The organism is Chitinophaga polysaccharea, assembly GCF_007829335.1.
Classification (GTDB): domain Bacteria; phylum Bacteroidota; class Bacteroidia; order Chitinophagales; family Chitinophagaceae; genus Chitinophaga; species Chitinophaga polysaccharea_B.
Map to the genome: position 1 here is coordinate 34,373 of NZ_VIWO01000017.1, position 26,843 is coordinate 61,215.

The 26,843-nt window shown below is 48.4% G+C and carries 18 protein-coding genes; 3 read left to right on the top strand and 15 right to left on the bottom strand.

Annotation, left to right across the window (positions count from 1 at the left end; translation table 11 throughout):
• Nucleotides 1-37 precede the first annotated feature (37 nt).
• The 15 genes from FHW36_RS30020 to FHW36_RS30085 all read right to left on the bottom strand — a co-directional run bounded on the left by FHW36_RS30020 (nucleotide 38) and on the right by FHW36_RS30085 (nucleotide 19,895).
• On the bottom strand, nucleotides 38-1,375 hold the full coding sequence (locus tag FHW36_RS30020; RefSeq protein ID WP_145675196.1) for an ATP-binding protein: 1,338 nt from the start codon (nucleotides 1,373-1,375) through the stop codon (nucleotides 38-40).
• Nucleotides 1,360-5,055: a contractile injection system tape measure protein gene (locus FHW36_RS30025; protein WP_145675198.1), complete on the bottom strand. Its 3,696-nt coding sequence runs from the start codon at nucleotides 5,053-5,055 to the stop codon at nucleotides 1,360-1,362. Before FHW36_RS30025 ends, FHW36_RS30020 begins: the two co-directional genes overlap by 16 nt.
• Nucleotides 5,055-7,907, bottom strand: a complete 2,853-nt coding sequence (locus tag FHW36_RS30030; RefSeq protein ID WP_145675200.1) for a hypothetical protein — start codon at nucleotides 7,905-7,907, stop codon at nucleotides 5,055-5,057. Before FHW36_RS30030 ends, FHW36_RS30025 begins: the two co-directional genes overlap by 1 nt.
• An 11-nt stretch (nucleotides 7,908-7,918) precedes the next feature.
• Complete coding sequence (locus tag FHW36_RS30035) at nucleotides 7,919-8,698, bottom strand: hypothetical protein (RefSeq protein ID WP_145675202.1); 780 nt, start codon at nucleotides 8,696-8,698, stop codon at nucleotides 7,919-7,921.
• 23 nt (nucleotides 8,699-8,721) lie between these two features.
• Nucleotides 8,722-12,519 carry a hypothetical protein gene (locus FHW36_RS30040; protein WP_145675204.1) on the bottom strand — a complete coding sequence of 1,266 codons (3,798 nt, stop codon included), beginning with the start codon at nucleotides 12,517-12,519 and terminating at the stop codon, nucleotides 8,722-8,724.
• Nucleotides 12,516-12,926 carry a GPW/gp25 family protein gene (locus FHW36_RS30045; protein ID WP_222429218.1) on the bottom strand — a complete coding sequence of 137 codons (411 nt, stop codon included), beginning with the start codon at nucleotides 12,924-12,926 and terminating at the stop codon, nucleotides 12,516-12,518. The genes FHW36_RS30040 and FHW36_RS30045 overlap by 4 nt, the downstream gene beginning before the upstream one ends.
• An 18-nt stretch (nucleotides 12,927-12,944) precedes the next feature.
• Nucleotides 12,945-13,247 carry a PAAR domain-containing protein gene (locus FHW36_RS30050; RefSeq protein ID WP_145675208.1) on the bottom strand — a complete coding sequence of 101 codons (303 nt, stop codon included), beginning with the start codon at nucleotides 13,245-13,247 and terminating at the stop codon, nucleotides 12,945-12,947.
• Between the two features lie 19 nt (nucleotides 13,248-13,266).
• Nucleotides 13,267-15,075, bottom strand: a complete 1,809-nt coding sequence (vgrG, locus tag FHW36_RS30055; RefSeq protein ID WP_145675209.1) for a type VI secretion system tip protein VgrG — start codon at nucleotides 15,073-15,075, stop codon at nucleotides 13,267-13,269.
• Between the two features lie 2 nt (nucleotides 15,076-15,077).
• Nucleotides 15,078-15,749 carry a CIS tube protein gene (locus tag FHW36_RS30060; protein WP_145675211.1) on the bottom strand — a complete coding sequence of 224 codons (672 nt, stop codon included), beginning with the start codon at nucleotides 15,747-15,749 and terminating at the stop codon, nucleotides 15,078-15,080.
• Nucleotides 15,746-15,913 carry a DUF5908 family protein gene (locus FHW36_RS30650; RefSeq protein ID WP_186452679.1) on the bottom strand — a complete coding sequence of 56 codons (168 nt, stop codon included), beginning with the start codon at nucleotides 15,911-15,913 and terminating at the stop codon, nucleotides 15,746-15,748. The genes FHW36_RS30060 and FHW36_RS30650 overlap by 4 nt, the downstream gene beginning before the upstream one ends.
• Before the next feature lie 3 nt (nucleotides 15,914-15,916).
• Complete coding sequence (locus tag FHW36_RS30065; protein WP_145675213.1) at nucleotides 15,917-16,390, bottom strand: phage tail protein; 474 nt, start codon at nucleotides 16,388-16,390, stop codon at nucleotides 15,917-15,919.
• A gap of 67 nt (nucleotides 16,391-16,457) precedes the next feature.
• Nucleotides 16,458-16,913: a phage tail protein gene (locus FHW36_RS30070; RefSeq protein ID WP_079467630.1), complete on the bottom strand. Its 456-nt coding sequence runs from the start codon at nucleotides 16,911-16,913 to the stop codon at nucleotides 16,458-16,460.
• 43 nt (nucleotides 16,914-16,956) lie between these two features.
• Nucleotides 16,957-18,459 (bottom strand): phage tail sheath family protein, encoded by a 1,503-nt coding sequence (locus tag FHW36_RS30075; RefSeq protein ID WP_145675214.1) that lies wholly within the window; start codon nucleotides 18,457-18,459, stop codon nucleotides 16,957-16,959.
• A 17-nt stretch (nucleotides 18,460-18,476) separates the two neighbouring features.
• Entirely contained in the window at nucleotides 18,477-19,292 is an 816-nt protein-coding gene (locus FHW36_RS30080) for a hypothetical protein (protein ID WP_145675216.1), read from the bottom strand.
• A 30-nt stretch (nucleotides 19,293-19,322) separates the two neighbouring features.
• On the bottom strand, nucleotides 19,323-19,895 hold the full coding sequence (locus FHW36_RS30085; RefSeq protein WP_145675219.1) for a DUF4255 domain-containing protein: 573 nt from the start codon (nucleotides 19,893-19,895) through the stop codon (nucleotides 19,323-19,325).
• Nucleotides 19,896-20,453: 558 nt separating this feature from the next.
• Here FHW36_RS30085 and FHW36_RS30090 point away from each other — a divergent pair.
• Genes FHW36_RS30090 through FHW36_RS30100 form a run of 3 tightly spaced genes read left to right on the top strand, consistent with a single transcriptional unit; the run spans nucleotide 20,454 to nucleotide 26,735 of the window.
• Complete coding sequence (locus tag FHW36_RS30090) at nucleotides 20,454-22,238, top strand: glycosyl hydrolase family 18 protein (protein WP_186452680.1); 1,785 nt, start codon at nucleotides 20,454-20,456, stop codon at nucleotides 22,236-22,238.
• Between the two features lie 15 nt (nucleotides 22,239-22,253).
• On the top strand, nucleotides 22,254-24,095 hold the full coding sequence (locus FHW36_RS30095; protein WP_145675223.1) for an eCIS core domain-containing protein: 1,842 nt from the start codon (nucleotides 22,254-22,256) through the stop codon (nucleotides 24,093-24,095).
• Nucleotides 24,096-24,122: 27 nt separating this feature from the next.
• Entirely contained in the window at nucleotides 24,123-26,735 is a 2,613-nt protein-coding gene (locus FHW36_RS30100) for a hypothetical protein (protein ID WP_145675225.1), read from the top strand.
• Nucleotides 26,736-26,843 lie beyond the last annotated feature (108 nt).

Genomic DNA, 26,843 nt, shown 5'->3' on the forward strand with positions numbered 1-26,843 from the left:
TGTTTTTTTAAAATGATCCGTGATGAAGTAACGTTGTTTATACAATTTTTCCGTCCTTTCCGAATTCTTTGCGGATGCCCGTCATTATGTCTTTCTGGCGGATGGTGTTGTCGCCGCGTTTCAACGCCATCAGGCAACTGTAGCGTACTACGTTGATAATAGTTCCTCCGGCCATTTCATATTTGCGCGCTACGTCTTCCAGGTCCAGTTTGTTTTCTAATGTAATATGCTCAGGGAATGACTGTTGCCAGATGCGTAACCGCTGTTCCGGTCCGGGCATGGAAAAATAAACCATGGATTGGAAACGGCGTGCGAAGGCGTCATCAATGTTAGCTTTCAGATTGGTGGCCAGTATTACTACGCCGGGGAAATCTTCTACCCGTTGCAACAGGTAAGCCACCTCCTGGTTAGCATAGCGGTCATTGGAGGATGATGTGGGGGTACGTTTTCCGAATAGCGCATCTGCTTCATCAAAGAATAAGATCCACTGCTGATGAATAGCCCTGTCGAATACCTGCGATAGGTTCTTTTCCGTTTCACCGATATATTTGGACACCACCAGTGATAAATCGATGCGGTATACGTCCATATTGAAAGTTTTGCCCAGCAGGCAGGCGGTCAGCGATTTCCCTGTTCCCGGTGGGCCATAGAACAGGCTGCGGTATCCTGGTTTTATTTTGTGGCTCATGCCCCAGTCTTTCAGCAAGGTGCCGCCATGTTGTATCCACGTGCGGATGTCTTCCACTTCTTCCATGGCATGAGGCTCCAGTACGAGATCATCCCATTCCATACCGGTTTCTATCCGTTTGGCTGGGAATTGTACATTATAATCCGGGCGATGCGACTGACCCTGGGTGAATAAGTTGAGGTATTCAGGATATAGGTGCAGCGTACCGCTCAGTAATGGTTCATCGCCGGTGGGTGTTAGTTTCAGGACCTGGTGCCTGGCAAAGAAATGGTCCGGGCTGAAATAGTGGATTAATTGAAACCGTTGCTGCAAGCCATCTGTAGCCAACAGGAAAGCCGCCGTTTCGCCGGTAGGCAAAAAGCCGCCGTGTGATTGCCCTTTAATGCCGCCGAATTCTGTGAAGCCACGGTCGTAGGTAGCGTTCTTTACAAAAAAGATATCCAGCAGTTGTGGCTGTATATGCGGAATGAGTGCCAGCAATAAAATAATGCGTTCGGCGGTGGTCATGCTATAATGCCGCACCACCTGTGCATATACGGATGGATCATTCGAGAGGTCTGGCGGGGCCGGTGTTTCCACGGCTGTTTGCTGGAAATATTGTTGCATGCGTGCTGCCGCCATCAACTGGAACCATTCCAGCTCTTGTTCCAGGGCGGTGGCGTTGGATGCTATTAACTGTATACCCATTCTGTGTAAATTGTTTTTTCCATCCAGGGCGTTCTGATCATACCGATGCCCCAGGGTAACGTTTGTAATATTAAATCATAGCCTCTTTCTTCCACCCGTAGCCACCAGTCGTCTTCTTTTTGCCATAGCGCGCCTTCACGTTGCAGGAAAGCTGCCTGGAAGCCTTCTATCGAAGAGTTGTTCATTTTCTCCCAACGCTGGATCACGACTGTCAACAGCTCCCGGCAAAGCTGTTTTTCTTCGGCTGTTAATAATATTTCGGCTGGTACCGGTTCTTCCAGGGGAAGGGCACAGAGTAATTTATTCAATGCCAGCTCATGCTCGGCATGTATTTCTTTTCCATTCACCATGTATTGTAACAGGTGTACGGCGCGGTGTTGCGCTTCCCGGTTTACAAATCCTTCGTCATTCACCAACCCCACGCGTTTAAAGCCAAATGGAAGAAAAGGATGCAACAGGATTAGTCCTGCATTTCCGGTGTAGATGGTGTCCAGCGGCGCCTTTTTTACCCTGGACCAACTGTCTGGTTCCTTTTCTGCTATCTCCGCTCCGGGAATGACCGGTTGCTGCCGTAATGACGCCTGGTCTTTTTCATACAGGCTTTCCTGTAACAACAATTGGTGTTGCCTGGCAGTAATATGTGTCAACGCCTGTTGCTGTAATACCGGCAGTATTCCACGTATGTGGGTATGTGACAAAAAGGCGGCCTGTTGTGCTGTTTTCGCCAGTTGCAATATAAGTAAGTTAGCAATGGCAGGAGCCGATAGGGTCATGAAATCCAGGAAGCGGGTAGCATAGCTCCTGGCATCATACACATGTAGGTGCGCGCCCAGCAACATCAGGTGGAAGCGCCGGAATACCTGTTGCAGCGCCGCTTTTTCAATACTGCCGGGTAGCAAACCCGTCAACAGCTGTTGTAGTTCATGGAGTGCATCCGATGTATTACCGGCCCAGCCCGTGGGCGTGTCCTGCATAATATCCAGGAAGGCGTCATCGTCGAGGTGTTGCGCCATTTGCTCAATGAGTGCCGGGTACTGTAGTATTTTGCTGTAGAAAGCCTTCCTTTCCTGGCGACTGCGTTGCTTGTAAAAACGAATGGCTTTCCGCAGATCGGTGCTGCTGTCGGCCATCGTCGCGCCTGCTGTTTCCTGTAATAGCAGCAGGCTGTCCTGTACGGCGTATACGTCGAGGCTTTGACGGATATCACTGTCGGGCAAGCCTCCATAAAAAGAAAACAAACTGTAGATCTGTAATCTTGCCGCCAGTTGCTGGCGGTAACCGGCAAATAATTGTTGAAGTGTTACCGGCGCTGCTTTAAACAGCAATATTACGGCTGCTTTGAGGATATCATTGGTGGCAGACAGTGAAAGGCTCCCCAGTTTTTCCGGCAGCCGGTGCCGGGTAAGGAATGTTATGACCAGTTGCTGCGCTTCTTCCAGCAGTGTTTGTTGCTGCTGCTCTGTTGTAATGGCATGGTAGCGTTGCATGCGTTGCAACAAAGACCGGAATGCCACCGATGGCTGGTAAAGCTGATTATTGCTGCTCCCGGTAAAGGAGAGATCTGCCTGCATTGTTTTCTCCAGCCAGGGTTGCAGTAAAGCCTGAATGGGCGCCACTTCCGGCTCCAGTTGCAGGTATATTTCCTCTAGTTGCCGGAACAGGAGCGGGGATAAGGAAATGTTGTCCTGTAGTATTTTGAGATATTCCCGGTGATATTCGTATAGCCATTGGAGTAATTGTGCGGTGTAAGCAATGTTTGCATGATGCGCTGCCTGCGGTAATTGTCCTGTGGTCAGGAATTGTTGCAACCAGCCGGCCACCATTGCAGGTGAAGCATGTATCTCTGCCGGTAAGTGAAATGTTTCCAGTGGTGGCGGCGCCATATTCCATTCTTCTAAATCATTTGCCAGCAAAGCATTCCCCGGGAGATGATGAATTACGGGCAACAGCTGCTGTAATAAAAACCGGATCATATGCGGCGATGCTACTGGTGTAGCCGACCATGGAGGGGTGAGCAGGTGCTGTAGTAACACCGTTTTACTGATCCGCTTATACCGCGCTGCTGCCAGCGATTGCCACAACGACTGTAATACAAACTGCTCTAATGGAAGGCTGGTAATGGTTACCAGTTGCTGCGCCGCCAATAACAGCGTATATACGTTGTTATGTACTTCTTCCATAGTGGTATCCATCCCGCTGTGTTTCAGCAAACGGAAAAATATTGCTGGCCTTACACCGGTGACCAACCGGTACATGGCATCGGGCAGGGTGCCTGCATATTCCAGGATGTCGAGTGTTTGCTCCGGATGCTGGTCGGCCAGTTGCTCAAGTAAGCTATTCAGTGAAAAATGTGCATAGTCTTTACCCCACCAGGAGATGCTCCCATAGGTCAGCAAATGCAGGATCACGTCGCGGAGTAACAGTTGTTTTAGTGTCGTGTCTGCGTTAAGTGGGGTGCTTGCTATGGTGGTATCGGCCCATGTTTTTATCTCCTGTAAATACTTTTCTTTTTGTACGGCTGCTGCATGGGTATGCATCAGCTTTTTCCACCTGTGTACGGCCGGTTGTTGTTGCAGTACCTGCTGCAGCAGCTGTTTTAATGCTGCCGGTGCCTGGTAGCCTGTATGCACCAGCATCTGTTGTAATGATGCTTCCGTAATGCCGTGCGCCCACCACGGTATAGCGCCATACAGCAGGTAATACCGCAGGATGCTGATCTGGTCGTCCGTATCGGCCATTATCTTTTTATAGGCAGGATCATTTCCGAAGATGGATTTCCGCAGGGGCTTCCTGGTGAGTTCTTCGTATAGCTGCCTGATGTAGGCAGCCAGGCCGGTAGCTGGCAAGCCGGTACTGTAGTGCGACAGCGCTTCGAAGAATAATTCCAGCACGGTATCGTACGACAGATTAAAATGCCCTGCCAGTTTCAGCAGGTTACTGCGCATAAATTCTTTCCTGTTAAAATTGCTGCCCCGCTCCATAATGAGGTACGTAAGCATAAACAGCCACAATGCTTTTTCCAGCTCGCTGGTTTCGGTGTGCAGGAGTTGTTGCTGTTGTTGCAGGAGTAATATTTCCCGGTTGCCGGCAATAATAAACAGGGCTTCTGCAGGTTCCAATACTTCTACGATGGCCTGTAACACCGTTACAGGAAACTGCCACACGATCCGTTCGCGAACTGCGCTGCTCCGGCCAATATTGCGAAGGAAATCTGCCAGCTTACCCGGCGACGTTTTAGACAGCTGTAATGCCATGTCGCCAGGTTGTGCACGCTCGGCGGCAGTTGCCCACCAGGGCATCACGCCCTGTAACAGGAAGAATGTCAATAGCTCCAGCAACCGTTCATCGCCTTTGCGGATAGTAATTTCGCCGTTGATGCTATGTTGGGTGCCGGCGTGGTTGTGGTGCAGCAGGTCTGATAATGCCTGCCGTAAGGCCGACAAGATACGGGCTGGCAGTTCTGCTTCCAGTTCGTTAAAGGGAATATGCCCGATGTCGAGTACCAGCTCATCTATCGATGCCATCATATCGGCAGGAATCAGTTGTTGCAGCAATGCATCCATGCCGGTGCTGATGCTTTGTCTGAAAAGCATGCTCACTTTATCCTGCAAGGCAAAGGCCCTGGGGCGGGAATCATAAGTGATATCAAAGCTGTATCTCCGGATGATGTGTTCTTCCATTATTCGTCTACTACATAGTGAGCAAATGCAGGGTCTTTCAACAACAATTTAATGAGTCCTTCGCTCGCTGCCGGCCGGTCGCCTTCGCCCCGCATGGTTTTCAGCCAGTTGAAATAAAGCGACTCAAACGCCTGCATATCTGCAATGCCCAGCCATTTATAATGCATCCGGAATTGTACCGCGGTGTGCTCCCGGAATAATTCTTCTGCAAAGCTCCTGAACTCTTTATATTGAAAGCGTGCCGGCCAGGCGGGAAGGAGGATGCTGATGCCGAATTTGAAAAAGTCTTCCTGCAACATCTGTGAGGCGCCGTATTTTACATAAGGCTCCATTCGTATCCGCCGGGGCTGATTGGTTTTCATTTGCCGTAGCAACAGTAGCAGATCCGTCATGGCCCGTTCGGCAGCTGGCCGGTATGCATCCTGCCCGAAGTGCTCCGCCGTTAAGAGCTCGGGTGAGTTACCCGGGTAAAAATATATGCGATGATCCGCTGCCAACAGCTGCCAGTGCTTATAGGGGTCTGGCTCCTGCATGGAAGATACCATGGCCAACAGTTTCCGGAGCTGTTCGTCCCGCTCATCCAGTGTGAGCCAACGGGCATGCTGTAACCTCAACGTATCGTAGCCGCTGCAGATGCGGTAGCCGAAGCTTTGGTCTCCGTAAGCGGGCTTTAGTAACAGGTGTTCCAGCAGATAGCATCCTTCCGAATCAATACTCATTTTTTTCAGGTGATCCATCATCTCCAGCAGTGAATTCAAGGCTTCTTTATGGGTTTTTTCCCGGCTCACCACCTGCCACAAGGTATGTGGCGACTGGCGGTATACCACGAGGTAACTATTGGCTTCGTCGTCGAGTATTACCCGGTAGTTTTTAATATCCAGGCCATAGCGGAGCAATGATACCGACTGCCGCCCATAGTCAAATTTTTTCCCTGTAATCACCTCGCCAGACTCGCTTTCGGCTATATTTACCTTAATAAGTTCGTCTTTTATTTTGAATTCTTTTACCAGGTGCACATGCAGCCCGGTATCTGAATGCTTGCCTGCCGACACTTTCCAGCTGCCAGTATCGAAGGCCGCCGTTAAACGTTTCCTTTTCTCCACCCTGATATGCAATAGTTTATGCAGCAGATTTTCGTAGCCGGATAGCTCCGATCCTGCGTAAATATCTTCCCGGTAGTTGAAAGACCGGTTCCTGTTAGCACTAAGTGTTGGCATATTACGGAGTATGTCTGCCTTCCATTCCAGCTCGTGGCTAACCCTTTGCGGTGTCTCATGACCATACACCTGCTCATAAAAGTTAACCGGGTATTTCAGCAGCACGAGGTTAAACCTGGCCAGCAGGTGGTCGAGTATCCTGTTTTTCCGGTCCTGGAATACCTTGTCGGGCTCAATGGCCGCCTGTAACTTTTTCATATAGGCGTTCCCGGTATCTTCCCTGAAATGGTCCCAGGAAACGCCGGGCTGTTTGTCTGTAAATGCCTTTAGCAATGCAGCCACCTGGGGAACGTCGTATAACGGTTGTGTAGCATAGGTGGTAGCTGGCGTTTGCCGGAGATATGGGGAGAAGAAGGGGCCTATATTATTCAGCTGTGCCAGGTAGTTGGTCAGCAGTTGTTCAAAGAACAGCAGATAACCTTTCAGTTGCCTGGCCTGCGCCTTGCGTAGCGCTGGTGCTTCTTTTTCCAGGCCTTCGCTGCCAATGCCGTAAATGGCCGGGAATTGCTCCTGGATGGAAAAGTATTTTCCTAAATTGCGGTAAGTACCTTTCAAGGGTTTAGAAGCTTCTGCATTCTTATGGCCGGCATACTTCCTGCGGGCTACTGTTTTTACCTGTTCATACATATTGAGGAAGCCGGCGTCATGCAGGTTGTATTCAAACCGGTCGCTGGAAATTTTTATCTCATGTTTGTCGTTCACCATTTCCAGGAAAGGGTAGAAGCCTTCTTTGATCCTTACTGGCCTGGCCTGGAAGGCGCCATCCTCATCAGCCAGGTATATTGCTTTTACCGTAATTACCCCAGGCACTTCCGATACGCTTTTCATCAGGTCTGCCGGATCTACTGCTGCTTTCCTGTTGTGCAGGTCGCTGTCCACCACGAAGCCTTTTTTCAACAATGGACCCGCATACATATCTGCTGCCGAATAGCCATTAATGTACATTTCAGCGGCAGGCACAAATCTCACAGGTGGATGCAGCGTCATCTCAAACGAGTTGCACATCAGCGCCAGGATTTGCTGTGGATCCTGCCGGCTGTCGACAAATATTTCTGCTTTGATGTAAATATATTGTGGTTGTAGGATCACCGCCCGCTCAAAATCTTCCCCGATGTTCCGGTAAGCGTGCAGCAGGTTATCTACCTGCTCCGCCAATTGCTGTACCAGGGCTTCATTGGCTTTCATGTTTTGGGCGATATCGTCTTCCACCTGGATAAATACGCGGTATACGCCTTTCGTACAGCCGGAGGGCTGCCACGTTTGCACTGGTTCTATCCAGATATTTTCTATGGCATCTATTTCATCCAGCACCATTTTACGATAGTCATTCACTGTTACCGGGGAAGAAGTGAGCATTTCTGCCTTCCGGAAAAAGGAGTGATCCGGCGGCTCGATATTATTTTTTTTATCTGCGAGTATATCCTCAATGGGAAAAGAGGTGCGATAGGCCAGGTCGGTGATGGCATAACACAGCTGTTGCAGAATGGTGACGCCCGGGTCGTGCAGGTTGTAGTCCGTCCACTCGCCGCCCGACAGCTCCTGCACAAGGGTAATTGCCTCCGTCATTAACGCATCGAAATCCATGGCCGTGGCAACGGCTTTATCTTTGTCGATTTGAAGGGGTGTATCGGCCATATCTTACACGATTAATAGTAATATTCGTTGGGCATAAAGAGGTCATCGCTCCAGAGCCGGGTAATGTGGTAAAAGATTTCCACACCTTCGCCATAATTGCTGTTGGAGCGGAGTTGCAGGGCATAGTTATGGGTGCCGCCTTTCCAGCGCAGTTTAATTTTATTCCAGAAAAAGCCGTAGTGGGCGCAGCGCTGGCTCACGCGGTTATGTGCCCCGCCATACGCCGCTAAAGCAGTAGCATGTAAAATAGCTACCCTGCCGGCTCCTTTTCTGCCGGTTCGGGCCATGACTTCAAATGCCTGGCAGTTATCCAGCTGCTCCAATATCGGATGCCACTTGCCATCAGCGGGCACTGTACCGGTTTTGAAGGTGCCAATGCGGCCCTGCATACCAGTGAAGCCGTTGATGTCGACTTTAAACCGGGGATCACTTTTTTTGCCGATACCCAAATTCCCATTCATATGGAAAAAGAAACTTTTTTCCTGTTCAGCCGGATCGTCTTTGCAGGCGCCGGGTTTTATGCGCAGGCCGGGAGAATCCTGTTCGTCTTTTTCCATACAGAAAAAAGGTTCCAGGTCGTCGGTAGCACGATAAAAGGAAACCAGGCGCTTGGAATCGCCCAGCGTAGCTACCCGCAGTCCATTGTCTTCATCTTTCGAAAAACCATCTTCCTGTTTGTTGATAGTGGAATCGATCAGGTAACCGAAGTGATTTTCCGTTGGCATTACGCCGTTTCTGAAATATTGTTTGAGCTCATCGCGCCCGTATACTTTTTTATTTTGTGTATCCATGTGAAAGATATTAATGTGATCATTTATGGTGGTGTAATGGAGATGGTCAGCATTTCTTCGTCGGGCGAATGATCCGGCCGGTCGTCCACGGGTGTAAAGGTTACCGGGTGGTTGCCGATAATCAGTTCATTGCTGATCTTCAGCGCATCGATGCCCAGCGCCTGCGGTTCTTTGTATTCCGGTGCATGCAATACGGTAATGAGATGTTCTGTAGATGGAATCAATACCGACAGCGGCAGGGAGGGCCTGATTTCCTGCAGATCGCCTATGGCGGTATCTGTAGCCATGGCCACCATGTTACCGGTGATCTCATCTTTCGAAAAATAAAAATGCACGAGTGAAAAACCGGTAAGGTAGGCTACATAAGGCTGCCGGTTGATGAAGTTCAATAACTCCGATTTATACAGGGTGCTACCTATTTTCAAATGGGAGGTAGGATCAAACAGCCATGGACAAAGATATTTCTGGATATCCAGCTGCAACTGTTGTAAATGGCTGTTCTGGTTGTTATCCGAAGGATCCTGGAACTGGATACTGCATATCACCTTCACACTTTCGTATACGGGGTTGCATATAGAGATGTCAACAAAGGGTGAGATGTGTTCCCGCATAAACGCCTGGATGCGGCAAAGCGTATCCAGGTTAACTTTGGGCTCAGTACTGATAAATAACCCGCTGTCCGATTGCCGCGGTACTACAATAATGCTAATATCTTTTGCCCCGGGGGCAGGCGCTGCTGTCACACATTTAACAATCAGGATTTCCGGGAAAGCTTCCAGCAACACCTGGGCAATATCCATGGAAGTAACAGGCCGTTGCTTATGCCGCAACCGTTCACTTACCCGGGTGTAGTATTTATCTTCCGACTCTGTTTTGCGCCCGCCGAAGGAGGGAAATAACTGCCAGATAGCCTGGATGGTGCGGATATCTTTCCTGGTTTTTTTTATAGTTAACGGGGGAATGGATAAAACTCTTTCCAGCGAATAGCCGCCTTCATCCAGTATTCTTCCTGCGGCCACGGCATTGGGGAAAATGCCGATTACCCTTGGGGTAATACATTCATGCGAAGGCGTAGAGATCCTGATCCACCAGGTGCCGGGCGTCATCACACTGTTGTGGTTATTGATCCCGGCCGGTACCCGGATCTTTACAATGCCGCTCCGTGCCAGGTTGTTGGTATTGTCTGATAACAGGCACCTGCTTTCAAAAGGGTACCATTTGTTATCTGCCAGGTAGCTCCAGTTGAGTGGGGTGAGGTTGGTAGTGGTATCACTGAAAAATTTATCTTCCAGTTGAAACAGTAATGATAGCTCTTCTCCCGGTTGCAGCTGATCGAAGCCGATATAAAGATACCCTGCTTCATTAATGACGGGTAGCAAGGGGAAATAATTGACACCGGGACCGGGATATATTTCTTCATGCCCGAAGATGCCGATATGATGCACTTCCAGGCATTCGCCCCGGGGAGCCGATTTTACCGGCTTCAGTGATTCGGAATGTTCCAGGGTATAATCTATCGAGATCGATTTTACCATCAGCACATAGGGTGGAGCGGGCAACGGCTTCTTCCGGTTGGGGTGCCGCGCATTATATAAAATGATTTCCGGGAAGATAATCCCATACAGCTGATGCCCGAAAGCTTCTGAAGGGCTGGTGAGTTCCAGCCTGATGGCGCCCTGCTTATACACAGTGCTGCTATGCTTGGACTCCCTGTCCATTTTCATGGCGTTGGGGAAACTGATTTTGGTGAAGTCGGGGCCTTTGATAATGGAAGTATCTGCCAGGTACAAATCCCCTTCTTTGTTGCGCGTAGTACGGAATAGCTGAAACTCTTCCTGGTTGCCCCGTTCCGGCAAACATACGCCGTTGTTGATGCTGCTGATGCCTACTTTGTAGGCATTGTTATTCATACCCGCCTGGTAAGCGGAAAAGTAGCTGTCGAAGCCATTGATATTTTTAGGGAGATCCAGCCACTCCAGCTTCACGCTGAAATCTGTAGTGTACTTATTAAACACATTGGTATTGCAGATATCCAGGAACGACCCAACCGTAGGCAAAGAACCAAACATCCGGAAAGAATGACCGGCACTCAGTTCTCCCATGTTGTTATCCAGTTTCACAGAGCGGTAGCCTGTTACGTTGGCGGTAACGGTTACCCTTTCCAGCGCCAGGCTACGGAGAAAAGAATAGGGGTGATGGAAGCTGTTGTTGTTGAGCAATACTTTTAGCAGTGGTAATTTTGAGGAGATATGAGCACCATGTATTTCCGGGTTGTATACACAAAAGGGTTCTTCATGGGTGCGTAACAGGAAGTTGATCACAATGGCATTGTCGGCCTGTTCCGCAGCACTGCAGCGTACATTGTAATGCTTTATGTTAGTCCAGCCTTTCAGCGTTGTATACGATAATAGAAAGGCGCCGGACATCAGCTCACTGGTGATAATGGCGAAGCTCCGGCGGGTAACGTCGGAGAAATTCTTTAAATACTTCATTAGTTGCGCAAAGGACGCTGCATTGAAATGAAGTTTCACCTGTACGGAGCGTACGCCTTCTGTAAGATATAATGCCGGCGACCCTACGAGAAACCCCACGGAGCTGTTTTCCATGGTACGGGTGGATGGGGATAAATCGTGCTGATCTTCTCCCAGCAAAGGCCAGGTAACTGGTGGTATCGTGAGCTTTGCAAACGCGGGAGGAGGTATTACCGGGTGAACTGCCTGGTAGATGGCTGCTTCGCGGATATCATTGGTTTGCAGGTTGCTGGAGGCGATCTGTAAATAGTTGCTTACATACAGGGTATGCAGCGCTGTGATATTTGTATTGTGCGCCCGGAAGGGTTCCAGCAGTTCATATTGCAGCGGTTCCTTACGGGCGCTGTGAGGTGCGAGTACTACTTCTCCTTTATCCAGCGACAGGTTGTCGACCTGCGGTGCAGGGTTGATCAGGATATGTACCTTGTCTGGTACCGCGGCTACCTGCGGCATGCTTAATACGGTGCGGTAGTAATAGTCCAGGTGGCGCCGGGGAATTTCGTTGATCTGATCCTGCAGGTGTTTATAAAGTGTTGTAAACGTCATCAGCAACCCCATATGCGGCGAATGTTGCTGATGATGCAACTGGTTCTTCAGGTAATAGGCGGAGGCGCTGGAGATCTGGTAGAATTTGGAGCGCAGGGCATCATAAATTTCATTCAATGAGTAAAACCCGCTGAAGCTTTCATCCCCTGTAGCTGTTGGACTGAAAAGGCCGGGAAATAACAGCTGGAGTTGCCGCGAAGTGTCTGCCGTACGCAGCGTATGATGCCGGGCATTATCGAGCGGGAATAGTTCTTTTACCTGTAATTCGTAGCGGTATAATTTGGCCGCTTCTCCTGCTACAGCGTGGATCACCTGTTGTATATAATACTGGAGCGACTGTTGTTTATCGGCGGCGCTTAGCTTTTGTAACAGATCCATCAGCACAATGGCAATATCGTATAGCAGGGAAAAGAAGGCGGCCGTATGGCGAAAGAGCGTGGCTTCTGTACCGGATTTGCCCATTGCATCCCGGAGGAAGAGATATTTTTCTTCGTATTCCGTAAACTGGATATTGGCAGCAAGGATCAACATGATCACCAGGTCCGAATGGAAAAACTCCTGCCAGTCGCCATCCTGTTCGTTTTCGAAATTATAGTAATTAAACTCAGTCGATAATGCTGTCAGTTGCGCCAGCAGATCAAAATTGCTTCGGTTATCCACTTTCACATATTCAGGGTTTAGCGCATCCAGTTGTCTTTCGAACTGGCTGAGCCCATCCTGCATATTTTCAAAATAATTACTCATCGGGTAGCGATGTTCGTGCCTTCCAGGTAGTAAAATGGATATACCATGTTATGCCGGGTGTTGGTGGCAATAATGGTATAGTTAATTTGCACATATAAGACGCCGCTTTCCATGGTTTGGTCGCTTATCACACACTCTACCAGTTTAATACGGGGCTCATATTCCAGCAAAGCATGGTAAATGACGTGATGGAGTTCAGAGGCTAACCGGGCATCCGCTACCTCGAATACCAGCTTATGGATATTACAGCCAAAATCAGGCAGCATGATGCGTTCGCCCGGAAGGGTACTGAGAATAATGCGGATGCTTTCTTCAATATCATGGGCATCTGATACCATGAGCACTGATGCGTTGGGCTTATCAAAGGAAGGGGGAAAGCTCCAGCCCGTTCCTAAAAATGACTTCATATCTTTTGCCATCGGTTATTATCCTCCTATTAGTACTGTGGGACATCCCATTACAACAACGCCGCCATGTGCGGTGGTATCGCCCATGCGCACCGCAGGGCGACCACCAATCAGTACGGTGGCAGAACCCATTACCGCTGCATCCGGCGGCCCTACGCAGGTACAGAGGTCGCCCATGACGGAAGCCGGCATGCCGCCTATTAGTACTGTAGGCATACCAGGACCCACAATAGGTCCGCCCACATGTGGTATGGGCGGAAGCCCGGGAGTTATCAACGGGCAGGTATGCATATCTGTGAGCCTTGCAGCGGGTTGTCCCATGATTATTTATTTTTATGGTTTAGTTAATCATCACTATTCCTCCCTGGATCATCGTGGATGCAGAAGAGGAAAGGCTGGCCGACGCATTGCCGGTAGCGCTGAATGATGTGTCGGCCGTCAGGGAAATAGATAGGCCGGAAGTTTCCATACTGGTAGTGGCGGCAATACTTACCGCCATGGCATTGAGGTTGAGCTGCCCCGTTGCCTGCAGGGTCATATCGCTTGCACTGTTAATCGTAACGCCGGCAGGCGCCATGGTAATGCTGTTACTGCTCTGGTCCTTTACCACAATTTCCTGCGTAGTATCGTTCATCGTAATGCTATTTCCACCGGGCGTAAGCACCGTAATAATTTTGTTTTCGTCGTCGAAGCTGATTTGCAGCTGGCTTTTGGTATACAGCGCTTTGATGTAGTTATTATTATCTGCTGGTACTACTGGCGGTACTTTTGCCTTACTGTAGAGGGATCCCAGGATGATGGGATAACGTGGATCATTTTCCAGGAAGGCTACCACTACTTCGTCGCCAACTTCGGGGAAGAATACGGCGCCTGCACTGCTGGTGGCGTAGAAGGTAGAAAGCCGTGCCCAGGTGCCTTGCTGTCCGGTGGCTGTAGAGGCCAGCATCACCTGCACGCGGTACTCTGTGCCTGGATCTTCTGAAATAGCCACCACGGTTGCAAGCTGGAGCCCCTGTATGGCTGGCAGCTGACCATTGGCCGGTGAATACGAAAAGTTTTCTCTTTCATAGATGGGCTTGCCGTTCAATCCAAATCTTACATCGGTGGTCCATACGCCTTCTTTGAGTGTGTGCGTGACGCCCCACACATAGGCGTTGCCGTTAAACCTGGATCCTACGCCTTCTAAGCTGATGAGGGTATTGGGCCATACGGTGGCGTTGCCCATGAAGGATACGTTGCCGCTGATAGATTCCAGGCGCATGCGTAGCAGGGTGCTGTTGGCCCAGGACTGCAGGTTTTCCTGCGCCATCGGTGAGTTGGAAATCAGTTGCAACGGCGTTTGGTGCAGCGCAGCCGACAGTGTATCTGCCGTGATGTTGCCCTGCGCATTGAGTCCCGGCTCTGTTGCCGAGGCGCTGATCAGGGCCTGCGATTGCGGATCCCACGCCGCGGCGGTAACAGAAGGTACCTGTTTTTCGGCGCTCACCGATGCATTGAACGTGATCAAGGATTCGCCGAAAGCCACCGACACCACCGGATCTCCGTTTACTACCGGCGGCGCCGCCACTATTTTTTCGCCCACCAATGATACTACATAGCCATTGAATTCGGCGCGGGACAGAAAGAAATCCCAGTCGCTGCAAAACTTCTGAAACACCAGTTCATTGACGGCGCTGGTGCTTTGTACGTCGGCACTTAGCCCATTATTGCTCACTACCGTAGACATGATATCACTGTCGACCTGGTTCATAAATACTGCCTCTTTTTTGCCGATGGTCATCTGTACAGCGCTATGCTTACAGGTAACTACCAGGTGAAAGCCCTGGTCGGAGGCCTGGATAGTTTGTTTTACCACGATGCCGGTAAATATCAGCGTTTCGCCAGTATTGCCATAGCCGGCAGTAATGGTGACCGCCACACCGGGTAAAAAACTTTCACTGTCGCTCGCGGGGAAATCTCCGATTACGCCGGTAGACGCTTTAGACGTAGTGCCATCAGACAAGGTAATTTCTGCGTAGGAAATCCGGTTCAGCTCATGGTGGATAGTGATCGCTACTACCGGGTAGGTATATTGTATTGCTGAACCGTTTGCCGACACGGAAAACTGCAGGGTAGGATCTGCTATATTGATAGGTACAACTGCTGCCATGATTATTTCTTTAGCGGAGGAAAGTAGAGTCCATCTCCCGGTTTAATATCATGTATACTGTTCAGGCCATTTACCCTGGCCACTTCCATGTAATAACCGGGTTCGCCATAGATGCGGTAAGTCATCAATGGCAGGGTATCACCGGCCAGTACGGTACGTACATGTGTGAGGTCGGGAGAGGATACGCCGGACTCCTTTATTTTCGTAGCAAAGGCCACAGATTCTATTACTGTTAGTTTGATCAGGGCACGCAAGGCGGCGCCGCTGGTATTGAACAGTGTATACTTGATACTGATGTTTTTACATACCCCCGTAAAGCTGGTATTACCCCATGAAATCCGCAGGTAATTTGGCCGGTGATCTACACCCTGGTAGTTGTAGGCAATGTTCATCACTTTGGCGATGTAGGCATCTACGGTAAGACCGCCGGGGATGGGAATTACGCCCGTTCCATCTACCATCAGCTCCAGGTCGAAATTGCCGGACTCCATGCTGCTGAAGATCTGGGTAGGCGCTACGGCCCCCTGTTCATTCGTATTTTTATAGTTGATCGTATAGTTAAGGGTATAATTATCGGGATTGATCACTGCATCAACGCTGTCGATCAGGGCTGTGGCTTCAGGGTCTGAGTAGCCGGCTAACAGTAATTTGGTAGGTGCGCCTGGTGAGCTCATCTTGTGGGTAAGTTTTCTATAGTGGTCATTAATTTATCCATGCATTCGCGAACAATTTTATCCTTCAGCGCCTGGATATCTTTGAGGCCTGTTTGGGCGGCTGCCTGTGGCGAATGCTCTTCTATGGTGACTTTAATCACCAGTTCCCTTATTTCAAGTGGCATGACTTACGAAATTTGTTGAGAATAATCATAGCACAGCTCGAGTGTTTCCAGGGCAATCACATTTTCCTGTGCTTTAAAATCTGATACTTTGAGGGCAACGGGATAAGCGTTTACAAATTGCCAGGAGGCTACCAGCCCGCGGTTGGCGGTCATCAGGCTTACTACTACTGCTACGGGTTTGAAGGTAAACAGGTTGATGCCTTGTTGCGCCCACTTTATCAGCGAAGAGCCGGTCACCATCCCTCTTTTCAATATCAGGTTGCCATACTTGGGCGGTTGGGGAAGACGGTGTGTAAACCTGTTTTCTCCGCCTTCTTTTACTTCCAATGGCGTAATAGTGGCTGATATTCCGCTTACTTCCTGGAAGTTGCCTTCATTGGCGCCGCTAATCCCGGGTACCATTACCCGGAAGTAAAATCCTACCGGCGGGTAATAGGGCATTTGGGCCTGCGATGGTGGTGGTGGCGGAATGGCCATGACAATGTTTTTTACGGTGGTGAACAAAAGGAATTACGGATTACGACGTGTAATCCGTAATTCTTTTTTATTTGGTTAAATGCAATCCTTCATGGGCTACTTCCATGGTTTCCACTGCCACTTCATTGGCGTCAGATTTCATATCGGTAACGGTCATCTTGCAGGGAAATGCGTTGGTAAGGGTCCAGTTCATCGCTGTTTGGCCGGTTTCATCGAGCAGGCTGATCACGATAGTGGAACGCTTGATGGTGTTCATTTTGATCAGGTCATAATTATCCCACAGGGTAGTATCTCCTTTGAAGATGCCTTTCTTCAGCGTGATATTATTGAACTTCGCTATTCCGGGCATTTTTACTACGGAGTATACGGGGTTGCTGCCGCCACGGTATTCTATGACCTGTGTTTCAGAAGTAAGTCCTGTTACTTCCTGGAATATGATCTCTTTACCATCCCACATTACCTTGAAAGAAAACTTTACCATTGGCCAGGTGGCCTGTGATTGGGTGGAGCCGTCATCTGCCATAATTGTAAGTTTTAAAAGTTATTGAATGAAAATTAGTGGTGCATTAAGATTGCTGCATCTGCTGCTGGAAAGTGATCACGATGAATTCAGCCGGACGGGTAAGCGCTACTTTCACGGTGATTAGCATTTTACCTTCCAGGATGTCCTGTGGCGTCATCGTAGTACCAATGCCTACCTGCACATCATACGCTACTTCTGGGGTGGCGCCGGCCAGGGCTCCCTGTTTCCAGAGGTTCTGCAGGAAGTTGTTGATCATACTTTTTACGGTAATCCAGGTAGTGGCATCGTTAGGTTCAAATACGTAGGCGCGGGTAGCCAGTTTAATGGATTGCTCAATCATGATAAGCGTGCGCCTTACGTTGATGTACTGCCAGTCGAGACTGTTGCCATCCAGGGTTCTGGCGCCCCATACCAATGTGCCAATACCGGCAAACGGACGAATCACGTTGATCGACTTACCGGCAATGATATCGATGTTCAGGTTTTGTTGTTCTTCACTGGAGATGTTGACCGTGGGGGCTGTTACCATGCTAACCGATACGTTGGCAGGGGCTTTCCAGACGCCCCGTGAATTATCGACAAGGGTGTAAATACCTGCAATGGCGCCACTGGGCGGCAGCTCATTTAGCTGTGCCCGTACTTCCTCGAGGATGCTCACATAGGTAGGGCTGGCAGCTTTGAGCGACTGGTGATAATTCTTTTTGGTATTCTTATCCGGTGTGGCATGTGTTTTATACTTGGCCGTGATTTGTGCCGCTGCAGGTTCAGGTAATAATTTCTCCAGATCTACTGTAGCATCCAGGTTTTCGAAATCTATTTCATCCGGTTGTACGATGGTAGTCTTCAGCCAGGGATGGTAGGCCGCGCCATAGTTGAGTGAGTTTACGCCCACCTGTTCCCGGAATGCATTCACCACATCTTCCAGTACATCCGATGGTTGCTGCTTTGCAAGGTCAAAGATACCGAAGCGGCTTTGCATGTCGGAACAATGCTGTAATACCTGCGTATATACAGTGGTATAGGCCGCCGCGCCTAATGCAATGATGTCGGGCATTACAATGAGAGTAGGTTCTGATTCCTTTTCGAGCAGCTTGAATACATTCGGCTTGGTGTCAGAGCCAATGAAGTCGTCTGCGGCAATGGTGAATCCGTCGGGTTGTGTAGCGTAGGTGCCCACCGGCAAAATATAGCAAAGGCTTCCACCGTTGCCGAAAAACAGGCGAATGCTATTGTAGAAGTAAGCGGTATTGTTGTCCTTGATCTTTACCACCGTGGGTTTCCCGTTGATGTTAAACGTTTCCTGCTTCACCTTGGGGTCGGCGTCCGCCAGTGTGAATTTAGGTTTGAACTCAGCGCCGAAGAACGACAGGTATTCTGCGAAGGAGGTGATCCGGGTGGGCTTGTGTACGAGGGATTTACCATTCCTTTCTGCTTTTTGGGTGTAGCCTATGAATACAGGCACGGCAGTTTCCACAGCAGTGATGGAACTGGGGAACGCGTTTTTTTCCTCAATATAGACCCCCGGGGTCATGAAGGTTGAAGCCATATCAGGTGTTTTTTAGTTTAGTATAAAAAAATTTCTGAGTATACTTTATCGCCTGTCTGCCACGATCGTCCTGCCGCGGATATCCGGTTGATTTCCGGTACGGGGAGCGGGGAGATGATGATGTTATGCCTGTCGGTTTGATCTTCGGATTTGTTGGCTAACCTAAATTGGTTAGTAATCCTATCTGATAAAGAGATAGGTTGGTTGGATACCAGTACGGGGACTTCGTCTCTGTCGGGTAGGCCGGATAGTACCGGCTTGTCAAAGCAGGAAACGCCGTTATTGTCCAGGATCACCGGGTTGGCCAGTGTTGCCAGGTGGTCGCTCATCAGGAAGTAGCACCAGTACGTACTTTGGGCAGAAAACCGGATATCATAGGAAGCTTGTAGCGATTCGTTGAGCTGCAATACCAGTTGCCCGAAGGGCTTTGTGAAAAAGGCGGACCCATTCTGCAGGTCTTTCACGCCTGCATAGGAATCTTTATGTAACACGCCCGGCGCATTGCCGGGATCGTTGCTGAAAACAAAATATTGTTTGCTAATGTCACCAGCATTGATGGCTGTATAGTTATAAAATAGAGGATCTTTTAATACCAGGTCGAAGATAAGCGTGATGTTATCTTGTAAAAGATCGGTCCTGTTGCGTTTCCCTGCGGTCAGCGTATTATACAGCAACGTGCATCCCGCCGGCTGTTGCTTCAATACAAGATCTGCATCCAGCAATTGTTTGCTGGTGGAAGGGGATATACGGATGCTAATGCCTTCATAGGATAACGCCCGGAAAAAATCATGACAGTAACGGATAGCAGTCAATGTTTCATATCGCTGTTTCATTTTTAATTTTCAACTGGCCAAGGATAATATTTACCGCGCCGGTAGGGTGTCTCCGGCTGTTCCTGCAATTGCAGGCCTGTATTCTTTAATAATCGAATCGTCGAAAGTAAGCATACGGACTTTGTACAATACAGATGGCATGTACTTAGTGCCCAGTGTGGCCCACATGTTATTTTGCCGCTCTGGCCCCAGGCTCTCCAATTCGAAAGACAACTTGCTGATACCATTGTCTAATGTAGGTGTATTCTGTGCTGTAAACGTATTTTTCGACTGAAAGAAAGCAATTGTATAGGAAAGAAACCTTAACGCCTGCGCATAGTTGTTGCTGCTGAAGTAAGCAGAAAATAATACATACAAATTGATACAAACCATTGGCGATGCGGTATTGTACGTGCCGGCGCCAGTATGGGAAACGGATGTTCTCGCTGTTTCTTTTTCAACATTCACCAATGTTACCAACATTTTATTTTCGCCAGGTGCAGCAATAGATCCATCCTGGTTTACAATGCCAGAAAGTATCATTTTGTCTTCATTGATCTGTAATTTTCGTTTCAGGTTATTGTTAATATCTTCTGTAACACAGCTAAGGGCCTCATAGATCATTTCCTTCGTATTTTAATCTTACCGTGTGATGTATCTTATCTGTTGTGAAAAAAATCCGGGCTAAAAGACGTTCGTTATTTTGAGAATGAATTGAGTTTTCATATTGTTAACACAATATAAAATCAAAAAAGCGATTTAAATATTTTTATTTAAAAAAATATTTTTCTACCTTTTATTACCTTAAGTTTCCTCATGAATCCCTCTCAGAAAATAGCCGCGCGGATAGTTGTTTTCCTTATCCTATTTCATTGCAATCACCTTGTTTTTAGCAATGGCAGCACCATGCGTGCTGTCGCGGCCGTTAATTTTCAGGAGCCTGAATTGAAAATGCCGAAGCCTCCAAAACCGCCACAGGAGCCGAAGATGCCGAAGCCTCCAAAAATACCGACAGATACTGCTGCTAACTTAAAACTGATCCAACGGGTATTAAAATTCTTCCGCTTCCGACATAATGCTCTCGCGCGCGAGCGCGCACGCGTTTTATATATCATCAATCAAACGTTGGCCGATTCGTTGGTGGTTAGTAAGGATGACATACGTAGGTTGAATGCTGCTTTAATGAAAAAAGAAAATCAGCAATTTGATTCTTTGATGGCGTTACTTAACCAGATTGCATTAAGTCATGCGGGTGATACTGCCACCAATACAAAAAATACGGCTACTGGGCAAGAGCCTGTCCAGGAGCCGGATAAATCTGTTAAAGGCACTGACCTCGATGCATTGGTAGATAAGATGATGCCCATCCTACAGAAAAAAAGTGAGGAGCAGCAAGCAGAGGAAGTCAAGGCGGCACATCTTAAAGCAGTTCGCTCGTTGTATGGCCGCCCGCCCGGGCAAATGGATACTTTAAAGCTTAACGACAGTATTGGCGCCAGATACCAGCTACGGCTCTCGCAGAAAGTAGATGTAATGGGTATTCAACCTTACTGGATGGAGAAAGGTTACACCAGCTACAACTACAACGCATTGAGTACTTTCAGCTTCCTCGGCTACCTGTTCAATGGCCAGAGCGGAGTAATACAGCCCGCCTTTCAGGAGAGTGATATGCAATCAACTGCTGCGGCAAAATCTGCGGGATGTAGTCTCCAGTTGCTTTTCCTGGAAAAGAAAAGCGATAATATACTCGCATTGCTGAAAAATAAAAGTGCCCAGACTGTATTCGCAGATAGCCTTGCCCGTTTGCTGGCGCGTCAACAGGCAGATGGCGTTACTATTTACTTCCAGGGTTTGCCGGACCACCAGCGTACTGCCTTTAGCAGCTTTATTACTTTCCTCTCAGCAACGCTAAAGAATGCGGATAAAAATTTTAAGGTAAACGTGGTGGTGCCAGTGTACGATCAGTTTTATAACTATGATCTGCGTGCCCTGCGTACTTCGGTCGACTACTTCATCATCGATTTTACGCAAGCCGGCGGGGAAACCGCCATGGCGCTTGCGCCACTTGGAGGCAACGCTGCAAGATCTATAGAGGGAGCGGTTTCCAGGTATCTGCAGGGCGATATTCCGCCGGCACAACTTTCCTTGCTGCTTCCCTATTACGGCGCGGTATGGAAGAAAGGAAAGAACGGGAACCCGGATGCATTCAGTCATTACGTGAGTTACAGCGATCTCCGTAAACAATATCCGTCTGATACTGTTCCCATCTTCGATGAAACAAGTGCCTCTTTCTTCATCGAAGTAAAGGATCAATACGGTGATGTAAGAGAAGAGATCTGGTTTGATGATGGCATCAGTATGGGCATGAAATACGATTATGTGCTGAAGAATGGTATTGGCGGCGTAGCGCTATGGACACTGGGCGCAGACGATGGCCGCACAGAACTATGGGATGCGCTGGTAGACAAATTTGTAGTAACAGACACGCTCTTCCTGGATACTATTCCGCTACGCCCGCTCCCTCCACTGCATCTTACCTGGTGGCAACGGATAAAGCGAGAGTTGGCCATCTATGTTGTTTTATTCAAGGATCCCTGCAGCGTGGATATATCGCAATATGAAGGAGACACTTACTTCATTTATTTCGCTATTGGTTTTGGTTTGCTCCTGATCATCGCCAGCGCTGCCTATTTTTATTTTATAAAAACGCAGGGAGATGAATGGAAATGGAGAAAGAAGCTACTGATCGTATTGATAGTGCTGGTACTACTGACGGTGGTCAGTACATTCATGGCTTTTTTTCTGAATAAAGAGATGTCTTTTGTGGGCATCAGCAGTATACCGGGTCAATGCCATAGTGTGCCGCTTACGAGTGTACTGATTATACTTGGTGTCGGGTTGGTGCTGGGCCTGGCGATCATGCATTTTCTGTTGCAACCTCTTTTTAAGAACGATGATATTCCTTAATTAATACGGCTTATTATGGTTGAAAATTTTGGAAAGATACAGCAGCAGGTGCCAACCGCTAAAGCGAGTGCTAATAACGCACCTGCGGGAGGGATAAGCATTCCTGCGGCCAATGGTTTACCGGCGCAGTTAAAGGTGGGTGTGGAAGCATTATCCGGTATATCGATGGATGATGTATCTGTGCATTATAATTCCGACAAGCCCGCACAAATGAAGGCATTTGCTTATACGCAGGGCACCGACATTCATGTGGCGCCCGGTCAGGAAAAGCACTTACCACACGAGGCCTGGCATGTGGTGCAACAGAAGCAGGGGAGGGTACAGGCCACGCGGCAAATGAAAAGCATCGCTATCAATGATGATGCTATGCTGGAGCGCGAAGCGGATGTAATGGGGGCAAAGGCGCTGCAGACAGTCCCAGGTACTGTACCGCTGCAACGTATGTCCGTTTCCGGTAGTGTGGCCCAATTTGCCAGGAGAACGGGGCTGTTTGGTATAGAAGCGGAAGTGGTGGATGGTGTATTTATAATCGGGGCGAAGAAGGGCAGGGAGGGGCAAAACCTGATTGAGAGCGAGGATATCACGCTGGAGGAATTTAGTTTGGGTGAAATCGATGGAAGAATAGATGTGACGCTGGATAATGAAATGAAAAAAGATAATGGTAAGTATGCTTATCGCCAATATGTAATTGAATTTGTGCAAAAGGCAGTGGACCCGCTGTCCACCGATCCTGATGGGATTTTAAAAGTAGCGAACGCCTGGGAGAAGGCAGGTGATTTCTGGCGGGCAGCTATAGGTAACAACAGAGACCTGTTGCATGGCAGGGTATCACCGGATTGGTATACACTGAACCCTACCTGGAAAGGCGGACAGTTTGATGCCGGCGATCAGCAGCCGCATCCCGGAGTGACGAGTAAAGGAGATAATAATGATAAGGAATTTGAGTTTGATTGGCGGCATCATGCATTTACCAGTTACATCACGGTGGATAAGGAAGATCCTGCGGTATCTGCGCAAGCAACTGCCGGAAGTTCGCTGGGATCGCTCGTGGAAGCATTCCTTATTACTCACCAGATTCTTGCCAAAGGTGAAGTCCCGGAAGAGGACTTCTGGACAGGAGATGTACTTGCTGATCAACGGAGGAACGAAGTGTTAGAACCTGCCGTGACAGCCTTAAGCGGCTTACTGTTTATTTTGAAGAGCTATGTCACCGCAACAGGTAGTGATATAAAACGTTATGCGAAAGAATACCTTCCTTTCATGAGCAGAACATCTCTCGATATGGCATATAGTCAGCTTAGCGCCAGTGCCAAACAAGCTTTCATTGTAATGGTGCAAGAGTATCTGTCGGCCAAGCCAGGCAACCAGCTCACTAAAACCTTCGGCAAAGCCCCTACAGACCGGGTCTTTACACCAGATACGAGCAAGGAGGAACAGGCACACAGCATAACTATTGAGCAAATGCTGCTCAGCGTCATCAACAAAAAGAAAGGCGATCTGGGCGCATTAGTAGCAGGTGACAACGCCGCGGGAGGAGATGTGTTTTCCCACAATCACCTCGCAGGTATCAGTGAAATCAACCCCCGGTCGCAGGAAGCTATTGAGAAATTTAAACTGAACGCCGCCAATGAAATGATGAGAGGGGAAGCGGGAATTATTTTCGAAAGCAGGTCAGCAAAAAGACTGTTATTGTCAGAAATGCCGAAGATATACATCGACTTGCTTACCTCTCTGCAGCGGATGGACAAAGTTTTTAACGATGTAAAGAGTGAGGTGGCAGCAGAACAGGCGCCCCGCCCACAACCGCGCCCACAGCAAGCTGCCAAGAGGGATGATAAACGGTGTTTGCTGATGTAGTATAATATTGCATTTAATAGTTAGAGGATGAAAGAAATCGTTACGCCAGATCATCAGGCCGATTCCCGCGCCGTGGCCAACCAACCCGCAACTAACGGGATAGCCGTACCGGATGTTACCTCGCGGCCACAACTGCAGGAGGAAGCAGCACCATTAGCCGGAGAATCATCCGTAGCAACACCGATAGAAGTATCGGTAACATTGGATATAGATGACGATGAAGTGGACGAAGCACATACCTTGTTCATTGACCTCGATGATGGGGCTTTGTGGCTGCATTCAGATAAGCAGACGTTGGAGCTATTTTTGCAGCGGAAGCGTAGAAAGTCTGTAGTACAAAATTCAACTGTCCTTCAAAATCTACTAAAGGATATCGAGGATGCTGCCAGGCTTGTGCATATTGGCAGATATGGCACCACAAAGGCAACCAATAGGGTGAATTCTAAAGGCAGACTGAAAACTACACAGCGGGTAGCTCCTACTGTGAAACAAAGACAGGATGCGCTGCTGCAATTAAATGAAATAAGAAAGTTGTTACAGCAGCTAAATACAATATCGGCGCAGGTCATGAAAAAGCAACGCCCGCCTTCCCACAAAGTACAAATAGATACGAAAAGTATAGACGGAGATATTTTCTGTGCCAAAGTAATCATGGCGCCGCTTAGCCTTTTGCCAAGAGACGACGGAGTGGTAGGATCTCCTCCCGGAGCCGCATCCAGTTTGTTCACAAAACTTACACAACGTATTAATTATAAGAGGGGGCATATGTTGAATGAACATTTGCATGGACCAGGTACTGGTAACAACCTCGTACCCATTTCCACGGCATTCAACAGCGTGATGAAAACAGGTGTGGAAAAGGCGGCCAAAGAAGCGGTCAATGCAAATAACAAGGTAATCAGGTTTGAGGCGGAACCCCTTGATTGGGGCCTTTATCCGGGTTTTTATAATGGTACGTTTCCCGATGAGCAAAAGCTGCCCAACAGGTTCCGTTTCCTGGTAAGGCAAATGACACGTGTCCCTGGAAAGGATGGCAGCGATGTTACTCACTGGCAGGATGGTCCTGTTCTTTACAGCAAAACAGAAACACATACTGTGCCATCCGCTGCAGATGTAGTACAAGGAACGGTAGCGCCGGGAGTGCAAACATTTAAAGCCGGTTATTATCGCTCATTCAATGGTAAATTAGATCCGGCGCCTAATTCAAATTATTACCTTTCTGGTAATTATATTGTAAACGGCGTCTCGTTCTCCCATTTTTTTGAAGCTTTCGGGTTAGATCCCGCTACTTTAACCGCAGAAGATTTGCCCCTGGCAGTAACTACCGAATTCAAACTGCCGCCAGGTCTTTCACTGATCCCTATCCCACAAGGTGAGATAGAAATCATATATAATGGCAAGGTGCTCAAAAACCAAACACCCAGCGGGCAGTCCTTTGTGATAGCAGATGCCAGCACGCATGCTAACAACCAGGCCATTTATGCAGGATTAGTGAAGAGTACAAAACTGGCGCAGCAGCAACAAGAGCAACTCGCGCTGAGGCAAAAACAACAACAGCAGCAGGCCCAGGCCAGAAGCAGTGCAGAAGAGGCCAGGAGCAGGGAAGCAAGTCAGAATGCACACCGCATTGTAAATCTTGAACTGGCATTCAACAAGGCAGCAGAACAATACCTGCACTTATTTACAATTGCCAAATTTCTGGAGCGCTTCAAGGCAGCAAAAGATGATCTTCTCGCCAATGCAAAAGCTGCATGGGAAAGGGATACTCAGTTGTATAGGGGTTATATGGAAGGTCAACTAACTCCCCATGTAAAACAACTGGAGATAGAGAAAAATCAATTGGTGCAGGAACAAACCATCGAGGCCACCAGGGAACGTGCCGCCAGGTCAAGAGCAGAATTGGTGAAGGGACTGCTGGAAGAGTTAAATAAAACTACCAGCGAAGAGCGAAGCGTTTTGACAGAACGTTGGCAAAAAGATGAATTCGATAGAGGTGCACACAAGATTTTCAGTTTATACAAGCAATATTGGGAAGACCCAAAGAAAAGGTTTGATAAAAGCCAGCGCCAGGAGTTGCTGGACTCTGCACTGAGGAAAATAAAAGAATTGCTGGAAAGGGTAAAAGTACTTCCTCCTCCAACGGTACCCCAGGTAAAAGATGCACCGCAAACGGAACTCCTCAAACGCAAATTTGAGCCTTTACCTGAAAAGAAAGCAGACCCACGCAAAATGGAAGAAGAGGAAGAAGACTCCGGGGAAGGAAAGGAAAGTGAGCGGAAGAAATTTAAAAATGATACAAGCGCTTTTACACTTCAAACAAATGTGCCACTCCATTCACCTCAAATACCACCCCCTTTCCAGCCACAGCTAGCCCCGCCAATCAGCACCAGGCAGGCCATTGAAACTGCCAACACCGTCCTCGGCTGGATCGATAACCTGCATCAGCAGTTTAATGGAGATAGTGTAACGCAAGGACAGCTGGCAATGCTGCAAGTGTTCATACAACAATTTATAAGTCAGCCAGGCAATTCAGGCTGGAGAAAAGTATTCGAACTCTTAGAGAACCTTCAAACTATAGATCTCCTCACGGAACCACTGAAAAAGCCGATTTTATTATGGGATAGTATCAGACTACGTTAGATCGGTAAAAAATAAAGAGGCTGTATCATAAATAAATGGTACAGCCTCTTCTTTTTTGATGGTGCATTTTATCAATTTGAGATAATATCTTAAAAAATCAATATTCTT